Origin of the sequence: Streptomyces sp. NBC_00016, assembly GCF_045040885.1 — a bacterium.
GTDB classification, from domain to species: Bacteria; Actinomycetota; Actinomycetes; order Streptomycetales; family Streptomycetaceae; genus Streptomyces; species Streptomyces coriariae.
In genome coordinates this window covers 3613497-3637047 of sequence record NZ_CP108304.1, presented here as the reverse complement: position 1 = coordinate 3637047, position 23551 = coordinate 3613497, and the positions used below count along the sequence as shown (strand labels likewise).

The following is a 23551-nucleotide window of genomic DNA, read 5'->3' as shown; positions in this document are numbered from 1 at the left end:
ATGGGGCGGATGAGCGAGCAGAGCCTTCCGGACGACGCCCGCCCGGAGTACACGGACGCACTGCCGGAGTACGCCGAGCGGGTCCTCGAGGTCGCGGAGCTGATCCCGCCCGGGCGGGTCATGACGTACGGGGACGTCGCGGAGTGGCTGGAGGAGGGCGGGCCGAGACAGGTGGGCCGGGTGATGGCCCTCTACGGCGGCGCCGTCCCGTGGTGGCGAGTGGTCCGCGCGGACGGGATGCTGCTCCCGGGCCACGAGCTGCGGGCACTGGCCCGCTACCGCGCCGAGGGCACTCCTCTGAAGCAGGCGAGCAGGGCCGCACAGGGGCACCTGCCGCGCCTCGACATGAAGCGGGCGCGGTGGGACGGCGGCGAGCGCGCGGAAGGTCACACCTGACAGCTTCCGCCATCGGGCGGCGCCGAGGGGAGCTTGTGGCCCGTACGGGGGAAACAGTGCAAAGGGGGCACGTCCGCGGCATGGCGTACGTTCGAGGGGCGAAGGACGTGCGTGGCATCCGGGCCGGGAGGAGCGTGAGGGCCGCGAGGGCCTCGAGAGAAGAATCGGAAGCCGTCCGTCCGGCCCGCTCGTCGGCGTAGCGTCGGCTGCACGCGTCCCCCTCATCCCGTGATCACCGCTCGCCCCGATCGGTGCTCCGTCAACCAGTACACCCACCAGGACCGGCGAACCACGTGAGCTCCTCTTCCTCCACCAGGCGCCTGTCGCACCCCCAGGGGCGACAGGGGGACCGTGGCGCTTACCGGCTGGTGCGCACCCCGCCGACCCGGGTGGGCCCCCCTCGTCTGGACGCCGCACAGCGCTCCGTGGTTGACCACGGCGCCGGCCCGCTGCTCGTCCTCGCAGGTCCGGGCACCGGGAAGACCACCACCCTCGTCGAGTCCGTGGCGGCCCGGGTCGCCCGCGGGGGCGACCCCGAGCGCATCCTGGTGCTCACGTTCAGCCGCAAGGCCGCCGTGGAGTTGCGGGACCGGATGGCGCATCGCATGGGCGCCGCCCGCGCGCCCCAGGCGACCACCTTCCACTCGTACTGCTACGCCCTGATCCGCGCCCACCAGGACGCCGACCTGTTCGTGGAACCCCTGCGGCTGCTGTCGGGACCCGAGCAGGACGTGGCCGTCCGCGAGCTGCTCGAGGGCCAGCTCGACCTGCAACGGCTCGGTCTCGCACATGTGCGCTGGCCGGACGAGCTGCGTGCCTGCCTCACCACGCGCGGCTTCGCCGACGAGGTCCGCGCGGTCCTCGCCCGCAGCCGCGAACTGGGCCTCGACCCCGCGGCCCTGGACGCCTTCGCGCACCGTATCGGCCGCCCCGACTGGCGCGCCGCCGCCGCCTTCCTCGCCGAGTACCTCGACGTGCTCGATCTGCACGGCGTGATCGACTACGCGGAACTCGTCCACCGCGCGGTCCTGCTCGCCCACCGCCCCGAGGTGGCCGAGCGGCTCGCCGCGCGGTACGACGCCGTGTTCGTCGACGAGTACCAGGACACCGACCCGGCCCAGGTCCGGCTGCTGCACGCCCTCGCAGGCGGCGGCCGCAGCCTGGTCGCCTTCGGCGACCCCGACCAGTCGATCTACACCTTCCGGGGCGCCGACGTGAACGGCATCCTGGACTTCCCCGACGCCTTCCCCCGCCCCGACGGCCGTCCGGCCCCCGTCGAGGTCCTGCGCACCTCCCGCCGCTCCGGTGCCGGTCTCCTGGCCGCCACCCGGCTGCTCACCCAGCGGATGCCCCTGACCCGCCTCCCGGCCGAGAAGGTCCGCGCCCACCGCGAGCTGACCGCCGCCCGCGACGGCGGCCACGTCGAGGTCTACACGTACCCGACCCCCGGCACCGAGCTGGACAACGTCGCCGACATCCTGCGCCGCGCGCACCTGGAGGACGGCGTGCCCTGGCGCGAGATGGCCGTCCTGGTACGCGCCGGCTCCCGCACCATCCCGACGGTCCGCCGCGCCCTCACCGCCGCCGGCGTCCCCCTGGACATCGACGGCGACGATCTCCCCCTGCGCCACGAACCCGCCGTGGCACCCCTGCTGACGGCCCTGCGGGCGGTGGCGACGGCGGAGGCCTCCGCGCCGGCACCGGCGGGGGACGAGGCCCTCGCGGCCGGCACGGACGCCTGCTGGCTGGACACCGAGACCGCCCTCACCCTCCTCGCCTCCCCGCTCGCCGGCATGGACGCCGCCGATCTGCGCCGCCTCGGCCGGGCCCTGCGCGAGGAGGAGCGCGCCGCGGGCAACGCGCTGCCGCCGCCCTCCGATGAACTGCTCGCGCGCGCCCTGGCCGAGCCGGAACGGCTGGTCGCGCACGACCCCACGTACGCGCGCGGTGCCCAGCGCCTCGGCGCGCTGCTGGCGGCGGCCCGGCAGGGCCTCGCGCGCGGCGGTACGGCCGAGGAGGCCCTGTGGGCCCTGTGGGACGGCACGCCCTGGCCCACGCGCCTGGAGCGAGCCGCCCGGCGCGGCGGCGCGGCCGGGCGCAACGCCGACCGGGACCTGGACGCCGTGTGCGCACTGTTTGCCACCGCCGCGCGCGCGGAGGAGCGCACCGGCGGCCGGGGCGCCCTGAACTTCCTGGCCGAGATCGAGGCCGAGGACATCGCCGCCGACACCCTCACCCGGCGTGCCGTGCGCCCCGACGCCGTACGTCTGATGACCGCCCACCGTGCCAAGGGCCTGGAGTGGAGCCTGGTCGTCGTGGCAGGCGTCCAGGAAGGCCTGTGGCCGGACCTGCGCCGCCGGGGCTCCCTCCTGGAGGCGGACCGCATCGGGCGCGACGGACTCGCCGAGCCGCTCACCCCGGGCGCGCTGCTCGCCGAGGAGCGCCGCCTGTTCTACGTCGCCGCCACGCGCGCGCGGGAGCGGCTCGTCGTCACCGCCGTGAAGGCGCCCGCCGACGACGGCGACCAGCCCTCCCGCTTCCTGACCGAACTCGGCGTCGAGCCCAAGGACGTCACCGGCCGCCCGCGCCGTCCTCTGGCGGTCGCCGCGCTGGTCGCCGAACTGCGCGCCACGACGGTCGACCCACGGGCCTCCGCCACCCTCCGGGAGGCCGCCGCCCGCCGGCTGGCCCGGCTGGCCGCGCTCGCCGACGAGGACGGCAGGCCCCTGGTGCCGTCCGCCCACCCGTACCGCTGGTGGGGCATGTTCGAGCCGACCGAGAGCAAGGTGCCGCTGCGCGACCGCGACCAGCCCGTCGTGCTCTCCGGCAGCGCCCTCGACCAGCTCGCCAACACCTGCGCCCTCCAGTGGTTCCTCGGCCGTGAGGTGAAGGCGGACGCCCCCGCCACCGTCGCCCAGGGGTTCGGCAACGTGGTGCACGTACTCGCCGACGAGGTCGCCTCCGGACACACCCCGGCCGACCTCGACGTCCTCATGGAGCGCCTCGACTCCGTGTGGAACGCCCTCGCCTTCGACGCCCCGTGGAAGTCCGCACAGGAGAAGGCACACGCGCGTGTGGCGCTCGAACGCTTCCTGAAGTGGCATGTGATGGACCGCACCGGCCGCACACCGGTCGCCAGCGAGCACGACTTCGACGTCACCCTCGAAGCGGGCGAGTACGAGGTACGCATCCGCGGCCAGATGGACCGCGTCGAGGCCGACGCCGAAGGCCGTGCCTACGTCGTCGACTTCAAGACCGGCAAACACGCGCCGACCGCCCGCGAGGTGGAGCGCCACCCCCAGCTCGCCGTGTACCAGCTCGCCGTCCGCGAGGGCGCCGTCGACGAGGCCTTCGACGGCGTACGGCCCGCTCCGGGCGGTGCCGAACTCGTCCAGCTGCGGCAGAGCGCCGCCAAGCGGGACGGTGGCGACAGCCTGCCGAAGGTGCAGGCGCAGGAAGCCATCGAGGGCGCGGCGGGGGAGTGGGTCGGTGACCTGCTCGCCACGGCGGCCGGCAAGGTCCTCGACGAGCGCTTCACACCGACCGCGGGCCAGCAGTGCACCCACTGCGCGTTCCGCGCCTCGTGCAGCGCGCGGCCCGAGGGACGGCACGTGGTCGAGTGACGGACCCGTGTGACGGACCGCACCACTGGTGTTGACCTGCGCTTCTCTCCTTCTCTGCGGGCGATTTGTCATCGACTGTCAGTGCCCGCCGCTAGCCTCTCCCCATGCCCGCCCGTATCAGCGATCCCGAGCAGCTCAAGGAGCTCCTCGGGATCCCCTTCACCCCGGAGCAGACGGCCTGCATCACCGCGCCGCCCGCCCCGCAGGTGATCGTGGCCGGAGCCGGGTCGGGCAAGACGACGGTGATGGCCGCGCGCGTGGTGTGGTTGGTCGGCACCGGCCAGGTCGCCCCCGAGCAGGTCCTCGGCCTGACCTTCACCAACAAGGCCGCCGGAGAACTCGCCGAGCGCGTCCGCAAGGCACTGGTCAAGGCGGGCGTCACCGACCCCGACCTCATCGACCCGGACAACCCGCCGGGCGAGCCGGTGATCTCCACCTACCACTCCTTCGCGGGCCGCCTGCTGACCGACCACGGTCTGCGCATCGGCCTGGAGCCGACGTCCCGCCTGCTCGCCGACGCCACCCGCTACCAGCTCGCCGCCCGTGTGCTGCGCGAGGCCCCCGGCCCCTACCCGTCGCTCACCCGCTCCTTCGCCGACCTGATCAGCGACCTCCTCGCGCTCGACGCCGAACTCGCCGAACACCTCGTCCGGCCCGAGGACCTGCGCGCGTGGGACGCCGCACTGCTGAACGGCCTGGAGGGCGCCAGGCTCACCAACGCCGACCTGCGCAAGGTGCCCGAGACGGCCGCCGCCCGCCGCGAACTTGCCGAGCTGGTGCTGCGCTACCGGACCGCCAAGCGGGAGCGCGACCTGCTCGACTTCGGTGACCAGATCGCCCTGGCGGCCCGGCTCGCCCAGGTTCCCGAGGTGGGCCCGATCCTGCGCGAGGAGTTCCGTGTGGTCCTCCTCGACGAGTACCAGGACACCTCAGTGGCCCAGCGCATCCTGCTGGCCGGCCTGTTCGGCGGCGGCACCGGACACCCCGTGACCGCCGTCGGCGACCCCTGCCAGGCCATCTACGGCTGGCGTGGCGCCTCCGTGGCGAACCTCGACGACTTCCCCGAGCACTTCGCGCACACCGACGGAAGCAGGGCGCGACGCCAGTCGCTCAGCGAGAACCGCCGCAGCGGCGGCCGCCTCCTGGACCTCGCCAACGGCCTCGCCGAGCCGCTGCGCGCCATGCACGCGGGCGTGGAGGCCCTGCGCCCGGCCCCGGGTGCCGAACGCGACGGAGTGGTGCGCTGCGCCCTTCTGAACACGCACGCCGAGGAGATGGACTGGATCGCCGACTCCATCGCCCACCTCGTGCGCACCGGCAAGGCACCCGGGGAGATCGCCGTCCTGTGCCGTACGGCCACCGACTTCGCGGAGATCCAGGGCGCGCTGGTCGCCCGGGACATCCCCGTCGAGGTGGTGGGTCTCTCCGGTCTCCTGCACCTGCCCGAGGTCGCCGACCTGGTCGCCGTCTGCGAGGTCCTGCAGGACCCCGGCGCCAACGCCTCCCTGGTCCGCCTGCTCACCGGCCCGCGCTGGCGCATCGGCCCCCGCGACCTCGCGCTCCTGGGCCGAAGGGCACGGCTGCTCGTCACCCACGCGCGCGGGGGCGGCGACGACGACCCGGACCGCCGGCTCGCCGAGGCCGTCGAGGGGGTGGACCCGTCCGAGGTGATATCGCTCGCGGACGCCCTCGACACCTTCCTGGAGACGCCCCTGTACGGCGACGGCGGTGCCGGATACGACGACGGGCTGCCCTTCTCACCGGACGCGCGCGTGCGGTTCGCGCGACTCGCCACCGAACTGCGCGACCTGCGCCGGTCCCTGGCCGACCCCCTGATGGACGTGCTGCACCGCGTCCTCGCCGTCACCGGCCTCGAGGTCGAACTGTCGGCGTCCCCGCAGGCCCTGGCCGCCCGGCGCCGCGAGACCCTGTCCAACTTCCTCGACGTCGCCGCCTCCTTCGCCGCGAGCGAGAGTCAGGCGAGCCTGCTGGCCTTCCTCGGCTTTCTGCGCACCGCCGCCCAGTACGAGAAGGGCCTCGACAACGCCCTCCCCGGCGGCGAGAACACCGTCAAGGTGCTCACCGCGCACAAGTCCAAGGGCCTGGAGTGGGACGTCGTCGCCGTCCCCGGCCTGGTCACCGGGACCTTCCCCAGCGGCCAGGGCCGCGAGAAGTGGACCGCCCAGGCCAAGGTTCTGCCGCACGAACTGCGCGGCGACGCCGCCACCCTCCCCGACCTCGACTCCTGGGACGCGCGGGGCATGAAGGCCTTCCACGAGGCCATGAAGGACCACCAGCACACCGAGGAACTCCGCCTCGGGTACGTCACCTTCACCCGCCCCCGCTCCCTGCTCCTAGGGTCCGGCCACTGGTGGGGCCCCACCCAGAAGAAGCCCCGCGGCCCGTCCGACTTCCTGCAGGAGCTGTACCGACACTGCGCGGCCGGGCACGGCGAGATCGAGGCCTGGGCGGACGAACCCGAGGAGGACACGGAGAACCCCGTCCTGCACCGGCCGACGGCCGACCAGGTCTGGCCGCTCCCCTTGGACGACGACTCCCTGGCCCGCCGTCGCGCCGCCGCCGAGACCGTCCTCGCCCACCTGGAGGACCTCGCCTCGCACCAGGACGGCAACCCCGGTGCCAACCACGACCCGGACACCTACGACGACCCGGACTGGCCCCCGCCACCGGACGAGGACGAGCTCTCCTACGAGCCCGAGTACGACGGACCCGAGTACGGACCCGAGTACGACGGGCCTGGGTACGACGACCCCGAGTACGGGGAGCCGTCGTACGACGAGTCCGACCCGTTCGAGGACGCGCCCTTCGAGAACACCCCCCTAGCCGTGCCGCACCAGGCGACGGCCCCCGAGCTTCCCGTGACCCGCCCGCGCAGGCCCTCCCTCACTCCTGAGGAAGCCCGCGCCGTCGCCTCCTGGGACCGTGACCTCGACGCGCTCGCCGGCGAGCTGCTCCGCGCCCGCCGCAGCGTCACGGACGTGACTCTTCCCACGACGCTGACCGCCTCGCAGGTCCTGCGGCTGGCCGCCGACCCGGACGGTCTCGCGCAGGAACTCGCGCGCCCCATGCCGCGCCCTCCGCAACCGGCCGCGCGCCGGGGTACCAGGTTCCACGCATGGGTGGAGGCCCGCTTCGAGGAGCTGACGCTTCCCCTGCTGGAACCGCACGAGCTGCCCGGCGACGACGCCGAGATCGCCGACGAGCGCGACCTGGAAGCCCTCAAGGAAGCCTTCGAGAGCACCGAGTACGCCCACCGCACGCCGTACCGCGTCGAGGCCCCCTTCCAGCTCGCCCTCGCCGGCCGCGTCGTACGGGGCCGTATCGACGCGGTCTACAAGGAGGGCGACGGCGACACGGCCACCTACGACATCGTCGACTGGAAGACCCACCGGGCCCGCACCGCCGACCCCCTCCAGCTCGCTCTCTACCGGCTCGCGTGGGCCGAGCAGCAGGGTGTGCCCGTGGAATCCGTCACAGCGGCGTTCCTCTATGTACGCAGCGGCGACGTCGTACGACCGGAGGGTCTGCCCGATCGCGCCGCCCTGGAGCGCCTGTTGACCGGGGAGGACGGTGCCGGGGACGGGCGCGGCGGACCGGCCGCGCAAGTAAACCCTGCGCAAGGGCCCGGCGAGGATGTCGGTGCGGGCCGATAGGCTCGTGACCATGAGCCATACCGTTGACAGTGCCGTCAGCGCCGTCCGCACGTACATCGAGCAGCACCGCGCCGCCTTCCTCGACGACCTCGCCGAATGGCTGCGCATCCCGTCGGTGTCGGCACAGCCCGACCACGCCCCCGACGTACGGCGCAGCGCGGACTGGCTCGCGGCCAAGCTCAAGGAGACCGGCTTCCCGACCGTCGAGGTCTGGCAGACGCCGGGCGCTCCGGCCGTCTACGCGGAGTGGCCGTCCGGCGATCCGCAGGCTCCCACCGTCCTGGTCTACGGCCATCACGACGTACAGCCCGCCGCCCGCGAGGACGGCTGGGACACCGACCCCTTCGAGCCCGTCGTCCGCGGAAACCGCCTGTACGCGCGGGGAGCGGCCGACGACAAGGGCCAGGTCTTCTTCCACACCCTCGGTGTCCGCGCCCATCTCGCCGCCACCGGCCGCCCGGCCCCGGCCGTCGGCCTCAAGCTGCTGATCGAGGGCGAGGAGGAGTCCAGCTCCCCGAACTTCCGCGCCCTGGTCGAGGAGCAGGCGGACCGCCTCGCCGCGGACGCCGTGATCGTCTCCGACACCGGGATGTGGTCCGAGGACACCCCCACGGTGTGCACCGGCATGCGCGGCCTCGCCGAGTGCGAGATCCGGCTGTCCGGCCCCGACCAGGACATCCACTCGGGCTCCTTCGGCGGTGCCGTGCCCAACCCCGCCACCGCGGCCGCCCGCCTGGTCGCGGCCCTGCACGACGACCACGCGCGCGTGGCCGTTCCCGGTTTCTACGACGGCATCGTCGAGCTCACCGACCGCGAGCGCGAGCTCTTCGCCGAGCTGCCGTTCGACGAGGACCGGTGGCTGCGCACCGCCAGGTCGCGCGCCACCCACGGCGAGGCGGGACACACCACCCTGGAGCGCGTCTGGGCCCGCCCCACCGCCGAGGTCAACGGCATCGGCGGCGGCTACCAGGGCCCGGGCAGCAAGACGATCATCCCGTCCTCGGCCTTCGTGAAGCTGTCGTTCCGGCTGGTCGCCGGCCAGGACCCCGCACACGTGGAGAAGGCCGTCCGCGCCTGGGCCGCCGAGCAGCTGCCCGCCGGGATCCGGCACGAGATCACGTTCAGCCCGGCCACGCGCCCGTGTCTGACCCCGCTGGACCACCCGGCGCTCCGGTCCGTGGTCCGCGCCATGGGCCGCGCCTTCGAAGGGCCCGTCCGCTTCACCCGGGAGGGCGGCTCGGGACCGGCCGCCGACCTTCAGGAGGTGCTCGGCGCCCCCGTGCTCTTCCTGGGCATCTCCGTCCCCTCGGACGGCTGGCACGCGCCGAACGAGAAGGTCGAGCTGGACCTCCTCCTCAAGGGCGTCGAGACCACCGCGTACCTCTGGGGCGACCTGGCCGAGAACTGGCGCCGTGCGCCCTGACGTCCCCGCACGGTCCGGAGGGGACACGCGCGCGGGGCACACTGGAAAGACCGCCCCGCACCGCGACACCGCACCGAAACCGGTCGTCCCGTGCCGTACGTCCCGCTGAACCACCCGCCGAAACAACCGTTCCACCGGGGGAGTTGGAAGTACCCGTGACCACCTGGACCGACCAGAACGCCGATCGCCCGATCTCGCTCACCGCGCCGAGCGGTGTCGACCGGGCCGCCCACCACCGGCTCGACGAGGCCTGGCTCGCCGCGGCGTGGAGCCACCCCACGACACGTTGTTTCGTCGTCTCCGGCGGTCAGGTCCTCATCGACGAGACGTCCGAAGGCCACACCGAGCTCGTCATGACCCCGTCGTTCGAGGCGCCCCTCACCGAGGCGCACCGCTACTTCCTGGGGACCGACGAGGGCGGCGTCTGCTACTTCGCCCTCCAGAAGGACGCGCTCCCCGGTCGTATCGACCAGTCCGCGCGCCCGGCCGGTCTGCGCGAGGCCGGCCTGCTGCTGTCGCCGCGCGAGACGGGACTGATGGTCCACGCGGTGGCCCTGGAGAACTGGCAGCGCCTGCACCGCTTCTGCTCCCGCTGCGGCGAGCGCACGGTGATCGCCGCGGCCGGCCACATCCGCCGCTGCCCCGCCTGCGGTGCCGAGCACTACCCGCGGACCGACCCCGCGGTGATCATGGCCGTCACGGACGAGGAGGACCGCATCCTCCTCGGTCGCCAGGTCCACTGGCCCGAGGGCCGCTTCTCGACCCTCGCCGGCTTCGTCGAGCCCGGCGAGTCCATCGAGCAGTCCGTACGGCGCGAGGTCTTCGAGGAGGCCGGCATCACCGTCGGCCAGGTCGAGTACATCGCCAGCCAGCCCTGGCCCTTCCCGTCCAGCCTCATGCTGGGCTTCATGGCCCGCGCCACCTCCACCGACATCAACGTCGACGGCGACGAGATCCACGAGGCCCGCTGGTTCTCCCGCGACGAACTCGGCGCCGCCTTCGAGGCCGGCGAGGTACTGCCCCCCTACGGCATCTCCATCGCGGCCCGGCTGATCGAGCTCTGGTACGGCAAGCCGCTGCCGACCCGCAGCTTCATCTGACCCACCACGCGAGAAGGGCGGTCCCCCGACACCTCGGGGGACCGCCCTTCTCGCGTGCGGCTGAGCGCCGAACGCGGTTACGCGCCGATCTTCTGCTTCACCTGCGCCAGCGACGGGTTCGTCAGCGTGGAGCCGTCGGGGAACAGCACGGTCGGAACCGTCTGGTTTCCGCCATTGGCCTTCTCCACGAACGCCGCGGACTGCGGGTCCTGCTCGATGTTGATCTCGGTGTATCCGATGCCCTCGCGGTCGAGCTGCTTCTTCAGCCGCTGGCAGTAGCCGCACCACGTGGTGCTGTACATCGTCACAGTGCCCAGCATGTCTTTTGTGCTCCTTCGGCGGGTCGGGGCAGGTGGTCGCAGTGGGAGAACGTACTTGAAAGGGCCACCATTCCCGTCGGCCCCCATTCCCGCCGGACACCGGTCCCGGGGGACGCGTTCTCGGCGAGGTACGGACCTCCGAGGGTGACACTCGCCGCATTAATACGACCGCGAGGGCCCACCTGTGGACAACCGGCTCGCCCGTCTCCGCCGACCTGGCAGCATGGCCATGTGACAGCAGCAACGCACTCCCCCCTCTTCCCGCGGGTACCGGACTCGGCCGACGCGGTGCTCGAAGGGCTCGACCCCGAGCAGCGCGAGGTGGCCACCGCCCTGCACGGTCCGGTGTGCGTGCTGGCGGGAGCGGGCACGGGCAAGACCCGGGCGATCACCCACCGCATCGCCTACGGGGTGCGCGCCGGCATCCTGAACCCCTCCAGCGTGCTGGCCGTCACCTTCACCAACCGTGCCGCCGGAGAGATGCGGGGCCGGCTGCGCCTGCTCGGCGCCCAGGGCGTCCAGGCCCGCACCTTCCACTCCGCGGCCCTGCGTCAGCTTCAGTACTTCTGGCCGAAAGCGATCGGTGGCTCCCTGCCCCGACTCGTCGACCGCAAGATCCAGCTCGTCGCCGACGCGGCTGCCGCGTGCCGCATCCGTCTTGACCGGGGTGAGCTGCGGGACACCACCGCGGAGATCGAGTGGTCCAAGGTCACCCAGACCGTTCCCGCCGACTACGCCCTGGCCGCCGCCAAGGCGGGCCGCGAGATCCCCCGCGACCCCGCCGAGATCGCCCAGCTCTACGCGGCCTACGAGGACCTCAAGCGGCAGCGCGGTGTCATCGACTTCGAGGACGTCCTGCTGCTGACCGTCGCCGTCCTCCAGGACCGGCACGACATCGCCGAGCAGGTCCGCGCCCAGTACCAGCACTTCGTGGTCGACGAGTACCAGGACGTCAGCCCGCTCCAGCAGCGCCTGCTGGAGCTGTGGCTCGGCGAGCGGGACGACCTGTGCGTGGTCGGGGACGCCAGCCAGACGATCTACTCCTTCACCGGAGCCACCCCCGACCACCTCCTCGACTTCCGCACCCGCCACCCCGGCGCCACCGTCGTCAAGCTGGTCCGCGACTACCGCTCCACCCCCCAGGTCGTCCACCTCGCCAACGGTCTGCTCTCGCAGGCCCGGGGCCGCGCCGCGGACCACCGCCTGGAGCTCGTCTCCCAGCGTGGCCCGGGACCCGAGCCCGGCTACGGCGAGTACCCCGACGAGCCCGCCGAGGCCGAGGGCGCGGCCCGCCGGATCCGCGAGCTTCTCGACGCCGGAGTGCCGGCCGCGGAGATCGCCGTCCTGTTCCGCACCAACGCGCAGTCGGAGACCTACGAGCAGGCCCTCGCCGACCGCGGCATCCCGTACCAGCTGCGCGGCGCGGAGCGCTTCTTCGACCGCCCCGAGGTCCGCAAGGCGGGCGTCGCCCTGCGCGGCGCGGCTCGCTTCGGTGGCAACGACACCCTCCTCGAGGACGCCGTCGACCTGCCCTCCCAGGTACGTGCCGTCCTGTCGGGGGAGGGCTGGACTCCGCAGCCACCGGCCGGCTCCGGGGCCGTCAGAGAACGCTGGGAGTCGCTGGCCGCGCTGGTCAGCCTCGCGCAGGACTTCGCCGCCGCGCAGTCCGGCGCCACCCTCGCCGACCTGGTCGCCGAGCTGGACGAACGGGCGAACGCCCAGCACGCCCCGACCGTCCAGGGCGTCACCCTGGCCTCCCTGCACTCGGCCAAGGGCCTGGAGTGGGATGTCGTCTTCCTGGTCGGTGTCGCCGAGGGCATGATGCCGATCACCTACGCCAGGACCGACGAGCAGATCGAGGAGGAGCGCCGCCTCCTCTACGTGGGAGTCACCCGGGCCCGGGAGCGCCTGTATGTCTCCTGGGCGCTCTCCCGCTCGCCCGGCGGCCGTCCGAGCCGCCGCCCCAGCAGGTTCCTCGACGGCCTGCGTCCCGGTTCGGGCGCCGCCGCCGGCCGCGGGGGCAGCGGGGGCATCGCGGGCACCGGAGGCATCGAGCGCGGCTTCACCGGCGCCGCGGCGGGCGCCCCGGTCGAGCGGCGCCGGACCCAGCGGACCCCGGCCCGCTGCCGGGTCTGCGGGCGCACCCTGACCGACGCCGGCGAGATGAAGCTGATGCGCTGCGAGGAGTGCCCCTCCGACATGGACGAGGGGCTGTACGAACGGCTGCGCGACTGGCGGGCGGTCCAGGCACAGCAGGCGGGACAGCCCGCGTTCTGCGTCTTCACCGACAAGACTCTGATGGCGATCGCGGAGACCGTCCCCGAGGAGGAGGGCGAACTCGCGCGGATCCCGGGGGTCGGCGTCCGCAAGCTCAACCGCTACGGAGCCGATGTCCTGGCCATCTGCGCAGGCCAAGAGGTCGAAGGGGACGACGAGGGGGACTGAGGGCGGACGGCCGGGCAACTGATCCGAACTCGTCGGAAAAATAGTTTGCGCATGCCCCGGCAATCCCCATAGGTTCTTAGACACGGGAACGGCGGCCTTCTCGAAGGCCCTGATTCCGTGCTGTACTTGCATACCCGCCGGACCGGATTCACCCCCGGTCCCCCGAGACGCCGAGAGGAGGCGATTCCAGTGATCATCATCAACCGCAGCTCCACCGCCAAACTGACCGATCCCTCGGTCGTCTCCGTGTGCATGCTCGACGCCTCGATCCTGGGCACCGGTCTGTCCGGCATTCGTGCCGACCGGCCGGCGTCCTCCTCCGTTGCCTCCGCGGTTCTTCCCAGCCGCGAGCGCAATGAGCGACCGACCGAGGCACTGGAAGCAGTAGGAGCACAGGCGCACGCCTATGCCTTTACGGCAGCCGGTGCCGGAGCCCGGAAGCAGACGACGCAGCACCACCTGATGTGGGCCTTCCGTGGGCCAGAACCCTGGAGTGATCCAGCCTGATCGTCGATCAGGCCGGCGCCTTCAGGGCCGCGGAACCCACCCGGGATCCGCGGCCCTTCTGTTTGTCCCGAACACGGGGACAGCGGAGCGAAGGGGCCTCGGGACAAGAAAAGAACCCGGTACCCAGCCGACACCCGGTCCTACAGGACCGGACCGACAGACGAGGAAAGACGACCGTGCAACTCGAAGCGCACGCCCCGTCAGTACCGCCTTCCGAAACGATCCCCCCGCCCGGCCTCACGGAGGACTCCACCTTGACCCCGCTCACGGCGCTCACCGCGCTCGACGACGCCATCGAGAACCTCGGCGTACCCGTCCCCTGCCGCTCCTACGACCCGGAGGTCTTCTTCGCCGAGTCGCCGGCCGACGTCGAGTACGCCAAGTCCCTCTGCCGCACCTGCCCGCTGATGGAGGCCTGCCTCGCCGGCGCCAAGGAGCGGCGCGAGCCCTGGGGCGTCTGGGGTGGCGAGCTGTTCGTCCAGGGTGTCGTCGTCGCCCGGAAGCGGCCGCGTGGCCGCCCGCGCAAGAACCCGGTCACGGCATGAACACCGCAGGAACGATCGACCGCCCCCTCACGCAAGACCCCAAGAAGCAGGCCCCGATGAAGCCGTTCCCCAGCGAGCCCGCAGGCTCCGCGATCGAAGACATCACCACCACCGGCGCGTACGACTCGCGTCAGAACAGGACACGCGAGATGCAACTCATCCCAGAAGCCCTGGCTCGTGCGCATATGCACGACCGACTGCACGAGGCCGAGCGGGAACGCCGGGCACTGCGCCTGGCGACCGCTCGCCGGATGCAGCGACGGGCCGAGCGCGCCTCGCTGCGCGCCCGGCGTGCGCTCGCCATGGCCGTGATGCAGTAACCACACCCACCTGAAGCGGTGACCTCCCGACAGGGGAGGCGAAGCTCTCCCCGCGGGGGCCGGTCCGTCCGAACGGACCGGCCCCCGCGGTGCGTTGTGCGGAGGATCCACCGCCCCGGAGTTATCGTCCCGAAGATGACGAGTCCTCCCGGAGACGGTGACCGAGGCGCTTCCCCGACGGAGCCCCGCCCCCTCGTGTGTGCCCGCTGCGGCGCCCGGGCGCAGGAGCCCCCGCCCGTCACCTGGACCTGCTCCGTGGAGAACGGCGTCCGGCGCTACTTCTGCGAGGCCTGCGCGCGCGAGAACCTCAGGGCGATCGAAGGCCGACTGGACTCGGAGTGGTGGTGAATCGCGTCACAGTCCGGTCAGGAGGTCCCGGCGCTCACGCCTCCGCGGCCGACTCCTCCGCCTCGAAAGCCTCCAGGACCTCCGCCGCGAGGAAGCCGGGCAGCCACTCCTCCAGTTCCTCGCGCAGCCGCACCGTCGCGCCGAGCTGGCACAGCACGCCGATCGTGCTGAGCGTCACCCGGTGTATCAGCAGATAGGCCGGCGGCAGGTTGAGCTGCTTGCCCAGCTGATGTGCGGGGGAGCGGGGGTCGGCGATCCGGGCCGCCTGGCTGCGCATCCAGCCACGGCTGAACGTGAACTCCTCCACCTGGGCCGGCTCGATGATCGGCAGGAGGTAGTCGAGGACCGCGTCGGGATCCAGCGCGATGGAGTCCTTGACGAAGCCCTCCGTACGCAGGAGTTCGTAGACCGCCTCCGCGTCACCGTCGAGGGTCATGCGCAGGGACTCTCCTATCGGGTCCGGCAGACCGCCCGGGAGCCGGTCCACCGTGCCGAAGTCCAGGACGCCCAGGCGCCAGTCGTCCTCGCCGTCCGGTCCGCCCGGCAGGAGGCGGAAGTTGCCGGGGTGCGGGTCGGCGTGAAGCAGGCCGGTGCGGGCCGGGCCGGAGAAGAGGAACCGGGACAGCAGCTGGCCGGCCCGGTCGCGCTGCTCCTGGGTGCCGTCGGTTATCACCTCGGACAGGGGCACACCGTCGATCCACTCGGTGACCAGGACCTGCTCGCGCTGGTGGACCACCGCCGGGATCACCACGTCGGGATCGCCGGCGAACTCCTCCGCGTGGGCCTGCTGAGCCTGTGCCTCCAGGCTGTAGTCGAGCTCCTCGGAGACCCGGTCCTTGAGCTCGGCGATCAATGGCTTGACGTCCATGCCCGGGATGAGGGGGCCCAACAGGCGTGCGAAACGGCTGAGTTGGTTCAGATCGGACAGCAAGGCCTCACCCGCACCGGGGTATTGGACCTTGACCGCGACCTCCCGGCCGTCGTGCCACACCGCTCGGTGCACCTGGCCGATCGAGGCCGCTGCGGCCGGCTTGTCGTCGAACTCCAGGAACAGCTCGGGCCAGTTCTCGCCGAGCCGCTCCGCGAGCACGGAGTGCATCGTGCGGGTCGGCATCGGCGGCGCCGCGTCCTGGAGCTTGGTGAGGGCCGCGCGGTAGGGACCGGCGACGTCCTCGGGCAGGGCGGACTCGAAGACGGACATGGCCTGCCCGAACTTCATCGCACCGCCCTTCAGCTCGCCGAGCACCTTGAACAGCTGCTCGGCGGTGCGCTGCTGCAGTTCGCGGCCGACGATCTCCGCGGACTCGCCCACGATCCGCTTGCCCAGACCCCAGGTCGCCCGCCCGGCGAAGCCGAGCGGGAGCGCGGCGAGTTTGGCGGTCCGGGTGACCGCCTTCCGGGGAAGATCAGACATGCGCCCTCCAAGTACCGGCCAGCCGCGCGGCGTCCGTCGTACGGCAGAACTCCTGCGAATGCTGCACTGCCATTGTCGCGTGCGTTCCCCGGTCCTCGGAGATGTGTTCCTGCTTACCTTTCTCCGCGGCCCCGCACGGGCAGGCCGAATGGGGCCATACCGGACGGGCGTGCCACTGGAGGGCGGGAACGGAAACCTCCCAGCGGGCGCCGGCGCTCGACGGGGTCCGGCCGTCGAGGAAGGTGAGCGCGTGGGCGGCCGCCAGCCCGGCGACGGTCGTGGCCAGCGTCACATCGCAGGCGCGCGCCGAGCGCCTTCTCCCGGAGTGCCACTGGGCGACCAGCCGCGGCCAGGCCGGGTCCCGGTCGGTGCGCTCCTGATGCAGACAGCCCGCGCAGCCCGTGTCGCCCGGCAGCACGAGCGGGCCGACGACGCCCGTCCCCTCAACGACCCCGGCATAGAGGTGCGGTGTGCCCGAGGCGATCAGAGGCTCCGCCGCCGAGGGAGCGGGCGCGTGCACGGACACGTCGTCCCGCGGGGCGATGATCACGAGCGAGAAGCCGGGGGTGTCCGCCTCGGCCGGTGACTTCGGGCCTCTGCGGGGTGCGGGGCCCGGGGCGGCCCGGCGCACGGCGCGGCGGGCGGACTCGTCCCGACGCTCGCCGACCGACTCGGCGGACAGGCCGCCCGGTGCGATGTCCCCCGGCTCGACCCGGCCGCCGTCCCGCACGTCCACCTCGCCGACCCCCGCACCCGAGAGCAGCGCCGCCAGCGCCACGCCGACCCGGCCCGCGCCCCGCACCTGGACCCGCAGCCGGCGTCGGACGGCCAGGTGCTGGATCGCGTCGCCCGGCTCCGAGGTGAGGAGGGACAGCGCGGCGAGATCGGGGCGCAGCCGCTCCAGGACCTCTTTGCGCTCCCGCAGATCGGCCGCCTCCGGGCCGCCGCCGCGCGCGTCGTCGAGCAGCCCCGCCCGCGCCAGCCGCTCCACCAGCCGGTCGACATGACCGTCGGGCAGGTCCATGCGGCGGCCCTCCTCGCGCAGCAGCTCCAGCCCGCGGGTGCCGTCCAGCAGGTCGAGGAAACTGCCCGTCGCCGTGTCCACCGGGCCGAGTGTCAGCGCGTGCGCCGGTGTCATCCCGAACTGCACCGTGTTGAGGTCACGCCAGCCGCGCCGCAGCGCGGGCTTCACCATCGGATGCATCAAAGGCCCCCCTATGCCTTATGCCTGGAAACTCCCCGTCACCTCGGCGGAGCGGGAGCGTGAGGGTGTCCTCGCTCCGCCGACGAGTGCCAGCATGCCCGGACCCACTTGAGCGTGCCCAAAGTTGTCCACAGGCGGGGGTGTTCATCGTACAAATCCGTCGTACGAGGCAAACACGGCACGACGGATCGGAACCTGACCGTCCCGGAGTCGGGACTTCCCCCGTGTGCAGCGGGTAACGTCGGGGCGTGTCCGCCGACCCATTGCACCGCGCCGGAACACCACAGCGCAGCACGACGAGCCAGCCGCCGAGCGGCTCACGAACGAGCGCGATCGAGGTCCGCAGAAGCGCCCGTCGACGTCGGACGGTCTCCGCGTACCGCGAGGGCGATCGCACCATCGTGCTCATCCCTGCCCGGATGTCCGAGGCGGAGGAGCAACGCTGGGTGAGCGTCATGCTCGACAAGCTCGCCGCCCAGGAGAGCCGGCGCGTCCCGGGCGACGCGGAGTTGGCCGAGCGCGCCGCGCGGCTGTCGGCCCAGTGCTTCGGCGGCCGGGCCCGGCCCGCCTCGGTCCGCTGGGTGACCAACCAGAACACCCGCTGGGGCTCGTGCACACCGGCCGAGGGCAGCATCCGCCTGTCGCACCGCCTGAAGGGCATGCCCGAGTACGTCATCGACTACGTCCTCGCCCACGAGCTCGCGCATCTGCTCGTGCCCGGTCACGGCCCCGACTTCTGGCGGCTGCTGGAGGCGTACCCGCGCACCGAGCGCGCCCGTGGCTACCTCGAGGGCGTCGTCGCGGCCGATCGGCTGCCCCACCTGCCCGCCGCCGCCGACGAGGAGTGACCTGCGGCGTACGCGGTGAGCCCGTCCCCCGGCACGTGACGTTGGTTGTGTACCGGCTCTGTACCGACATCGTGCGTTGTCCGACTTTGCCGTTAGCCTGACGCGACGCATTCACAATCGGGATGGGGGACGGTCGTTACGCATGCCCAGGGAATTCCAGCGCGGCCACAAGGCCAGGATCAGTGACCTCACCGCAGGCACCGATCTGTACGTAGGCGTGCAGATCACCGCTCCCGGCCTGACCTTCGACATCAGCTGCTTCGGCCTCGACGCCGACGAGCGGCTCTCGGACGACCGGTACTTCATCTTCTTCAACCAGCCGAAGTCGCCCGAGGAGTCCATCCAGCTCCTGGGCGCCCAGGCGGGCGACACGGAGTCCTTCCGCATCACCCTCGACCGGATTCCGCCGCAGATCCAGAAGCTGTCCTTCACGGCGACCCTCGACGGCGCCGGGCAGATGTCGCAGATCAACCCCGGCTATCTCCGCATCGTCGCGGGCGGCGAGGAAGTGGCCCGCTACGCGTTCAGCGGCTCCGAGTTCTCCAGCGAGCGGGCCGTGATGCTGGGTGACTTCTACCTGAAGGACGTGTGGCGGTTCGCCGCCGTCGGACAGGGCTTCGACGGCGGTCTGGACGCGCTGCTGAAGAACTTCGGCGGCGAGGTCGCGGAGGAGGAGGCGCCCGCCGCGCCGCAGCAGCCGCAGGCCGGGGCCGCCACTCCCGGCTTCGCCCCGCCCGCCTTCGGCGCACCGTCGGCGCCCGCTCCTGCGCCCGCGCCGGCGCAGCCGCAGCCCGCCGCGCAGGGCTTCGCGCCCCCGCCCGGCGCGAACCCGCCGGCGCCCGCCCCGGCGCCCGCGCCCTCGGTGCACGCCGCGCCGACCATCGTCGCGCCCCTGGCCCCGCCCGGCGGCGGCCACGTGCCGCCTCCCGCTCCGGCCCCGGCGCCCTACGGCCAGCCGCCCCAGCCGCAGCCGTACGGTCAGGGCCCCGCGCCGACCGCGCCCATGCCCCCCGGTTACGGCCAGCAGCCCCAGGCACCTCAGGCCCCGCAGGCCCCGCCCGGATACGGTCAGCCGCCCCAGCCGCCCGGATACGGTCAGCAGCCGCCGTTCGGGCAGGTCCCGGGCCAGCAGGCCTACGGCGTACCGCAGGGCGCGCCCCAGGGCGGTGCCGGAGTGGCCGCGGCGCTCCAGCAGTTCAAGGAGACGCCCACCGGACAGCGCTGGACGCAGCAGAACCGGAAGTTGGTCCGCGTCGACCTCGGGATGGGAGGCCAGCCCGTGCTCGCCCGCCAGGGCAGCATGGTCCTCTACCAGGGCAAGGTCGACTTCAGCTACAAGGGCGCCGGGTTCGCGGGCCGGATCGTCGGCAACGCCACCGGTCAGGAGATGCAGCTGATGCGCTGCACCGGCCAGGGACAGGTGTTCCTCGCCGAGAACTCCACGATGCTGCACCCCATCGAACTCCAGGGTGACGGCATCTGCGTCTCCGCGGAGAACGTCCTCGCCTTCGACGAGAGCCTCCAGTACGAGGTCCGTCGCATCGAGGGGCACGGCATCCCCGGCGGCGCCCTGTTCACCATGCAGTTCACGGGCACCGGCACGATCGTCGTCAAGACGCACGGCACGCCCGTCGTCCTGCCGGTCACCCCCACCACGTTCGCCGACTGCAACGCCGTCGTCGCCTGGTCGTCCGCCGCCCAGGTGGTCGTCTCCAGCCAGGTCCGGATGCGGCGCAACGCCTACCCCGGCGACACCGGGGAGAGCGTCAACCTCCAGTTCCGGGGCGCTCCCGGCAACTTCATCGTCGTCCAGCCGTACGAGGTCTGAGGGAGCCCGTCATGAACCAGCCACTCGCGGGCTACGCCCCCGCACCCGTCACCGCCCGTATGGAGAACCACGGCAACCACATGCTGAAGGTCGCCCTCCAGACGGGGAACGACCTCCTCGCGCGCGTGGGCTCGATGGTCGCCTACGAGGGCTTCGTGCAGTACGAGCCCAACCCGCCGGCCGTGCGCCAGATCGCGCGCGACTGGATGACCGGCGAGGGCGCGCCCCTGATGAAGTGCTCGGGCGACGGACTGCTCTACCTCGCCGACTACGGCGCCAACGTCGTCGTGATCAACCTCAACGGCGACGGCATCTCCGTCAACGCCACCAACCTGCTCGCCTTCGACGCGCACCTCACCTGGGGCGTCGAGCGCGTCAAGGGGCTCGCGAAGTTCGCCGGCCAGGGCCTGTGGAACACCAAGATCTCCGGACAGGGCTGGGTCGCGCTGACCTCCCGGGGCAAGCCGATCGTCGTCGACTGCGGCGGCGGCGAGGACGAGACGTACGTCGACCCCGACGCGCTCGTCGCCTGGTCGCCGAACCTCAAGGTGAAGGGCAAGCGCAGCTTCAAGGCGCAGTCGCTCATCGGCCGGGGCAGCGGCGAGGCCTACCAGATGGCCTTCTCCGGCCAGGGCATCGTCGTCGTCCAGCCCAGTGAGGACAGCACCGACCGCCTCCGGGTCCGGGGCTGAGGGGGAGCCAGAAACGCCATGCAGAGCTCACTTTTCGCGCACAACGACTCGCAGACCCAGGAGCGCTGGAGTCTCCAGAACAAGCAGATGCTCCGGGTCAGCCTCGAGGGCCACGACGACATCCTCGCCCGCAAGGGCACGATGGTCGCCTACCAGGGCCTGATGGAGTTCGACGCCGAGTACCAGAACAACCAGCAGGGACGCGCGCGTGCGCACACGGGCGAGGGCCTGGACCTGATGCGCTGCCACGGGCAGGGCACGGTGTACCTCGCCAACCTCGCCCAGCACGTGCACGTCATGGACGTGGAGCAGGACGGCCTGACCGTGGACAGCAGCTATGTCCTGGCCATGGACTCCTCGCTGCACCACGAGGTCATCGCCGTCGACAGCCTCTACGGCATCTCCGGCTCCGGGAAGTACCAGCTCAACATCACCGGCCGCGGCAAGGTCGCCCTGATGACCTCGGGCGCGCCGCTGATGATGCAGGTCACGCCCGACAAGTACGTCAACTGCGACGCCGATGCCATCGTGGCCTGGTCCACCGGGCTGCGGGTGCAGATGCAGGCCCAGACGCACTCCTCCGGAGTGTGGCGCCGGCGCGGCAACACCGGTGAGGGCTGGGAGCTCAGCTTCATGGGCTCCGGCTACGCGCTCGTCCAGCCCAGCGAGCTGCTGCCGCCGCAGAACGCCCAGATCGGCTCCGGGCTGTCCGCCCAGTACGGCATGGGACAGCAGGGCGTACGGCAGCAGAACCAGGGCAACGCCTGGAGCTGACCGTCCGGAAAGCAGACGTAAGGGGCGGCCGCCAGGAGGTCGCCCCTTACTCGTTTCGGCTCACAGCCGCCCGTCACCCACCTTCCGGCTCACTGCCGTCCCTCCGGCCACCTTCCGGCTCACAGCCGCGCGCGAGTCGCCTCCAGCAGGCGTACGACCGACTCGTCGGCCACGCCTGCGACCTCGTCGTAGGCGAACCAGCGCAGGTCGAGGGACTCGTCGCTGATGGCCTCCACGGCCCCGGCCGGAGCGAGCGCCGCGTACTGGACGTCGTAGTGCCACGCGCACGGCGTGGGATGCCGGTCCAGGCGCACGGGGCCGCCGGCGAGCAGGGCCAGCCCCCCGATGCCGGACTCCTCGGTCGCCTCGCGCAGAGCGGCGGCCCGCACGGTCTCGTCGGCCGGCTCGCAGTGGCCGCCCATCTGGAGCCACATCCGCAGCTTCTTGTGCAGGGTCAGCAGCACCCGGCCGCGCTCCGGGTCGATCACCAGCGCACTCGCCGTGACATGGCCGTCCCCGCAGGCCTTCCACATGCCGTCCGGGTGCGCCCCGAGGTGGTCCAGATAGGCCTGGCGCAGCTCTTCCTGGCCCTCGTACCCCTTCAGGACGAGGACCGCGTCGTCGTACAGGCTCACTCGGTGTCGTCGTCCTTGGAGTCGGTCCCGGGGTCGTCCTTCTTCAGGTTCGGCCTGTCGCCGGAGCCGCCGCTCGCCGCCTCGCCGAGCATCTTGTCCAGCTCGGAGAAGTCCAGCTGCTCGCGGTGCACGAAGCCGTCGGGGTCGTCCAGGTCGGACGCCGTGGGCAGCATGTCCGGGTGGGCCCACAGGGCGTCACGGCCGTCGACCCCGCGCGCGTCGGTGAGGGACGCCCACAGGCGGGAGGCGTCACGCAGGCGGCGCGGACGCAGCTCCAGGCCGATCAGCGTCGCGAACGTCTGCTCCGCCGGACCGCCCGACGCGCGACGTCGGCGCAGCGTCTCGCGCAGGGCGTCCGCGGACGACAGACGGGGTTTCGCGGCCGCGTGCACCACCGCGTCCACCCAGCCCTCCACGAGCGCCAGGGCCGTCTCCAGACGGGCCAGGGCGGCCTTCTGCGCCGGGGTGTCCTCCGGCTGGAACATGCCCTGCTGGAGCGCGTCCTGCAACTGCTCCGGATTCTGCGGGTCGAACTGACCGACCACGTCCTCCAGCTTGGCCGTGTCGACCTTGATCCCGCGCGCGTAGCCCTCGACGGCGCCGAACAGGTGCGAGCGCAGCCACGGCACATGCGCGAACAGACGCTGGTGGGCCGCCTCGCGCAGCGCGAGGTAGAGCCGCACCTCGTCCTTCGTCACACCGAGGTCCTTGCCGAACGCCTCGATGTTGACCGGCAGCAGCGCGGCACGCCCGGCCGGGCCGAGGGGCAGGCCGATGTCGGTCGAGCCGACGACCTCGCCCGCGAGCATGCCCACGGCCTGGCCGATCTGCGAGCCGAACATCGCGCCGCCCATCGAGCGCATCATGCCGATCAGCGGGCCGGCCATGGCCTGCATCTCCTCCGGCAGGACATCGCCCATGGCCGCGCCGACGCGCTCGGCGACCGGGTCGACGAGCTCCTTCCACGCGGGCAGGGTCGCCTCGACCCACTCCGCGCGGGACCACGCCACGGCCGTGCCCGCGCCGGACGGCAGGGATGTCGAGTCGTCCAGCCAGAGGTCGGCCAGACGGACGGCGTCCTGGACGGCGGTGCGCTCGGAGGGGCCGACGCTGGCGTCCTTCACGCCGTCGGCGGTGCCCTGGGCAACCGTCTGGCGGGCGATCTGCTTGGCCATGTCCCAGTTCACCGGGCCGCCCTCGTAGGAGAGCATCTGGCCCAGCTGCTGGAAGGCGGCGCCCAGGTCGTTGGGGTTCAGTGAACCGAACATCGCGGCGAGCGGGTTGTCCGCACCGGGGGCGCCAAAGCCTCCGGCGCCGGGCAGCCCGCCGAAACCGAACGGGTTGGCCGGTCCCTGACCACCGCCGCTCTGCGGGTCCTTCTTCTTGCCCTCGTCGCCGTCTTCCGGCTCCTCCGGCGGAAGGCCGAATCCGAATGGGGTGTCACTCACGGGGTTC

The 23551-nt window shown here is 72.4% G+C and carries 19 protein-coding genes; 14 read left to right on the top strand and 5 right to left on the bottom strand.

The window, feature by feature from the left end:
- Positions 1 to 9: 9 nt before the first annotated feature.
- The 5 genes from OG933_RS15920 to nudC all read left to right on the top strand — a co-directional run bounded on the left by OG933_RS15920 (position 10) and on the right by nudC (position 10216).
- Positions 10 to 396, top strand: a complete 387-nt coding sequence (locus tag OG933_RS15920; RefSeq protein ID WP_362530364.1) for an MGMT family protein — start codon at positions 10 to 12, stop codon at positions 394 to 396.
- Between the two features lie 293 nt (positions 397 to 689).
- A complete protein-coding gene (locus OG933_RS15915) occupies positions 690 to 4019 on the top strand; it encodes an ATP-dependent helicase (RefSeq protein ID WP_405627569.1) in 3330 nt (1109 codons plus the stop codon).
- A 104-nt stretch (positions 4020 to 4123) separates the two neighbouring features.
- On the top strand, positions 4124 to 7693 hold the full coding sequence (locus OG933_RS15910; protein WP_405627568.1) for a UvrD-helicase domain-containing protein: 3570 nt from the start codon (positions 4124 to 4126) through the stop codon (positions 7691 to 7693).
- Between the two features lie 10 nt (positions 7694 to 7703).
- Positions 7704 to 9116, top strand: a complete 1413-nt coding sequence (locus tag OG933_RS15905; protein ID WP_405627567.1) for a dipeptidase — start codon at positions 7704 to 7706, stop codon at positions 9114 to 9116.
- A gap of 155 nt (positions 9117 to 9271) precedes the next feature.
- Complete coding sequence (gene nudC, locus OG933_RS15900) at positions 9272 to 10216, top strand: NAD(+) diphosphatase (protein WP_362530353.1); 945 nt, start codon at positions 9272 to 9274, stop codon at positions 10214 to 10216.
- 77 nt (positions 10217 to 10293) lie between these two features.
- Here the strand turns inward: nudC and OG933_RS15895 are convergent, their stop codons facing one another.
- Positions 10294 to 10536, bottom strand: coding sequence for a mycoredoxin (locus tag OG933_RS15895; protein WP_020130808.1), 243 nt, complete (start codon positions 10534 to 10536; stop codon positions 10294 to 10296).
- Between the two features lie 231 nt (positions 10537 to 10767).
- Here OG933_RS15895 and OG933_RS15890 point away from each other — a divergent pair, with 231 nt between their 5' ends.
- From OG933_RS15890 to OG933_RS15870, 5 genes are all read left to right on the top strand, one after another.
- Positions 10768 to 12981, top strand: a complete 2214-nt coding sequence (locus OG933_RS15890) for an ATP-dependent DNA helicase UvrD2 (RefSeq protein ID WP_405627565.1) — start codon at positions 10768 to 10770, stop codon at positions 12979 to 12981.
- Positions 12982 to 13170: 189 nt separating this feature from the next.
- The gene (locus OG933_RS15885) at positions 13171 to 13488 is read left to right on the top strand and encodes a hypothetical protein (RefSeq protein ID WP_054242736.1); all 318 of its coding nucleotides are present in this window, start codon (positions 13171 to 13173) and stop codon (positions 13486 to 13488) included.
- Between the two features lie 176 nt (positions 13489 to 13664).
- The gene (locus OG933_RS15880; RefSeq protein WP_005480495.1) at positions 13665 to 14033 is read left to right on the top strand and encodes a WhiB family transcriptional regulator; all 369 of its coding nucleotides are present in this window, start codon (positions 13665 to 13667) and stop codon (positions 14031 to 14033) included.
- A complete protein-coding gene (locus OG933_RS15875) occupies positions 14030 to 14353 on the top strand; it encodes a hypothetical protein (protein ID WP_020130806.1) in 324 nt (107 codons plus the stop codon). Before OG933_RS15880 ends, OG933_RS15875 begins: the two co-directional genes overlap by 4 nt.
- A 135-nt stretch (positions 14354 to 14488) precedes the next feature.
- On the top strand, positions 14489 to 14701 hold the full coding sequence (locus OG933_RS15870) for a hypothetical protein (RefSeq protein WP_082412894.1): 213 nt from the start codon (positions 14489 to 14491) through the stop codon (positions 14699 to 14701).
- A 34-nt stretch (positions 14702 to 14735) separates the two neighbouring features.
- Here the strand turns inward: OG933_RS15870 and OG933_RS15865 are convergent, their stop codons facing one another.
- Both OG933_RS15865 and OG933_RS15860 read right to left on the bottom strand, forming a co-directional pair.
- A complete protein-coding gene (locus OG933_RS15865; RefSeq protein ID WP_405627563.1) occupies positions 14736 to 16115 on the bottom strand; it encodes an ABC1 kinase family protein in 1380 nt (459 codons plus the stop codon).
- Positions 16108 to 17319 carry a TOMM precursor leader peptide-binding protein gene (locus OG933_RS15860; RefSeq protein ID WP_405627562.1) on the bottom strand — a complete coding sequence of 404 codons (1212 nt, stop codon included), beginning with the start codon at positions 17317 to 17319 and terminating at the stop codon, positions 16108 to 16110. The genes OG933_RS15865 and OG933_RS15860 overlap by 8 nt, the downstream gene beginning before the upstream one ends.
- A 248-nt stretch (positions 17320 to 17567) precedes the next feature.
- Here OG933_RS15860 and OG933_RS15855 point away from each other — a divergent pair, with 248 nt between their 5' ends.
- The 4 genes from OG933_RS15855 (at position 17568) to OG933_RS15840 (ending at position 21461) form a co-directional block, all read left to right on the top strand.
- Positions 17568 to 18167, top strand: a complete 600-nt coding sequence (locus OG933_RS15855; RefSeq protein WP_405627560.1) for a M48 family metallopeptidase — start codon at positions 17568 to 17570, stop codon at positions 18165 to 18167.
- Between the two features lie 142 nt (positions 18168 to 18309).
- Positions 18310 to 19995, top strand: coding sequence for a TerD family protein (locus tag OG933_RS15850; RefSeq protein WP_405627558.1), 1686 nt, complete (start codon positions 18310 to 18312; stop codon positions 19993 to 19995).
- An 11-nt stretch (positions 19996 to 20006) separates the two neighbouring features.
- A complete protein-coding gene (locus tag OG933_RS15845) occupies positions 20007 to 20687 on the top strand; it encodes an AIM24 family protein (RefSeq protein WP_020130800.1) in 681 nt (226 codons plus the stop codon).
- 18 nt (positions 20688 to 20705) lie between these two features.
- A complete protein-coding gene (locus tag OG933_RS15840) occupies positions 20706 to 21461 on the top strand; it encodes an AIM24 family protein (protein WP_362530335.1) in 756 nt (251 codons plus the stop codon).
- Positions 21462 to 21580: 119 nt separating this feature from the next.
- Here the strand turns inward: OG933_RS15840 and OG933_RS15835 are convergent, their stop codons facing one another.
- Both OG933_RS15835 and OG933_RS15830 read right to left on the bottom strand, forming a co-directional pair.
- The gene (locus OG933_RS15835; RefSeq protein WP_405627556.1) at positions 21581 to 22096 is read right to left on the bottom strand and encodes an NUDIX hydrolase; all 516 of its coding nucleotides are present in this window, start codon (positions 22094 to 22096) and stop codon (positions 21581 to 21583) included.
- Positions 22093 to 23544 carry a zinc-dependent metalloprotease gene (locus OG933_RS15830; RefSeq protein WP_362530330.1) on the bottom strand — a complete coding sequence of 484 codons (1452 nt, stop codon included), beginning with the start codon at positions 23542 to 23544 and terminating at the stop codon, positions 22093 to 22095. The genes OG933_RS15835 and OG933_RS15830 overlap by 4 nt, the downstream gene beginning before the upstream one ends.
- Between the last annotated feature and the right edge of the window lie 7 nt (positions 23545 to 23551).

Bases quoted from the DNA above. Each gene is read 5' to 3' on its own strand.
- OG933_RS15920 (WP_362530364.1), top strand. From the start codon at position 10: ATGAGCGAGCAGAGCCTTCCGGACGACGCCCGCCCGGAGTACACGGAC.
- OG933_RS15910 (WP_405627568.1), top strand. From the start codon at position 4,124: ATGCCCGCCCGTATCAGCGATCCCGAGCAGCTCAAGGAGCTCCTCGGG.
- OG933_RS15905 (WP_405627567.1), top strand. From the start codon at position 7,704: ATGAGCCATACCGTTGACAGTGCCGTCAGCGCCGTCCGCACGTACATC.
- OG933_RS15895 (WP_020130808.1), bottom strand. From the start codon at position 10,536: ATGCTGGGCACTGTGACGATGTACAGCACCACGTGGTGCGGCTACTGC.
- OG933_RS15875 (WP_020130806.1), top strand. From the start codon at position 14,030: ATGAACACCGCAGGAACGATCGACCGCCCCCTCACGCAAGACCCCAAG.
- OG933_RS15870 (WP_082412894.1), top strand. From the start codon at position 14,489: ATGACGAGTCCTCCCGGAGACGGTGACCGAGGCGCTTCCCCGACGGAG.
- OG933_RS15865 (WP_405627563.1), bottom strand. From the start codon at position 16,115: ATGTCTGATCTTCCCCGGAAGGCGGTCACCCGGACCGCCAAACTCGCC.
- OG933_RS15860 (WP_405627562.1), bottom strand. From the start codon at position 17,319: ATGCATCCGATGGTGAAGCCCGCGCTGCGGCGCGGCTGGCGTGACCTC.
- OG933_RS15850 (WP_405627558.1), top strand. From the start codon at position 18,310: ATGCCCAGGGAATTCCAGCGCGGCCACAAGGCCAGGATCAGTGACCTC.
- OG933_RS15845 (WP_020130800.1), top strand. From the start codon at position 20,007: ATGAACCAGCCACTCGCGGGCTACGCCCCCGCACCCGTCACCGCCCGT.
- OG933_RS15840 (WP_362530335.1), top strand. From the start codon at position 20,706: ATGCAGAGCTCACTTTTCGCGCACAACGACTCGCAGACCCAGGAGCGC.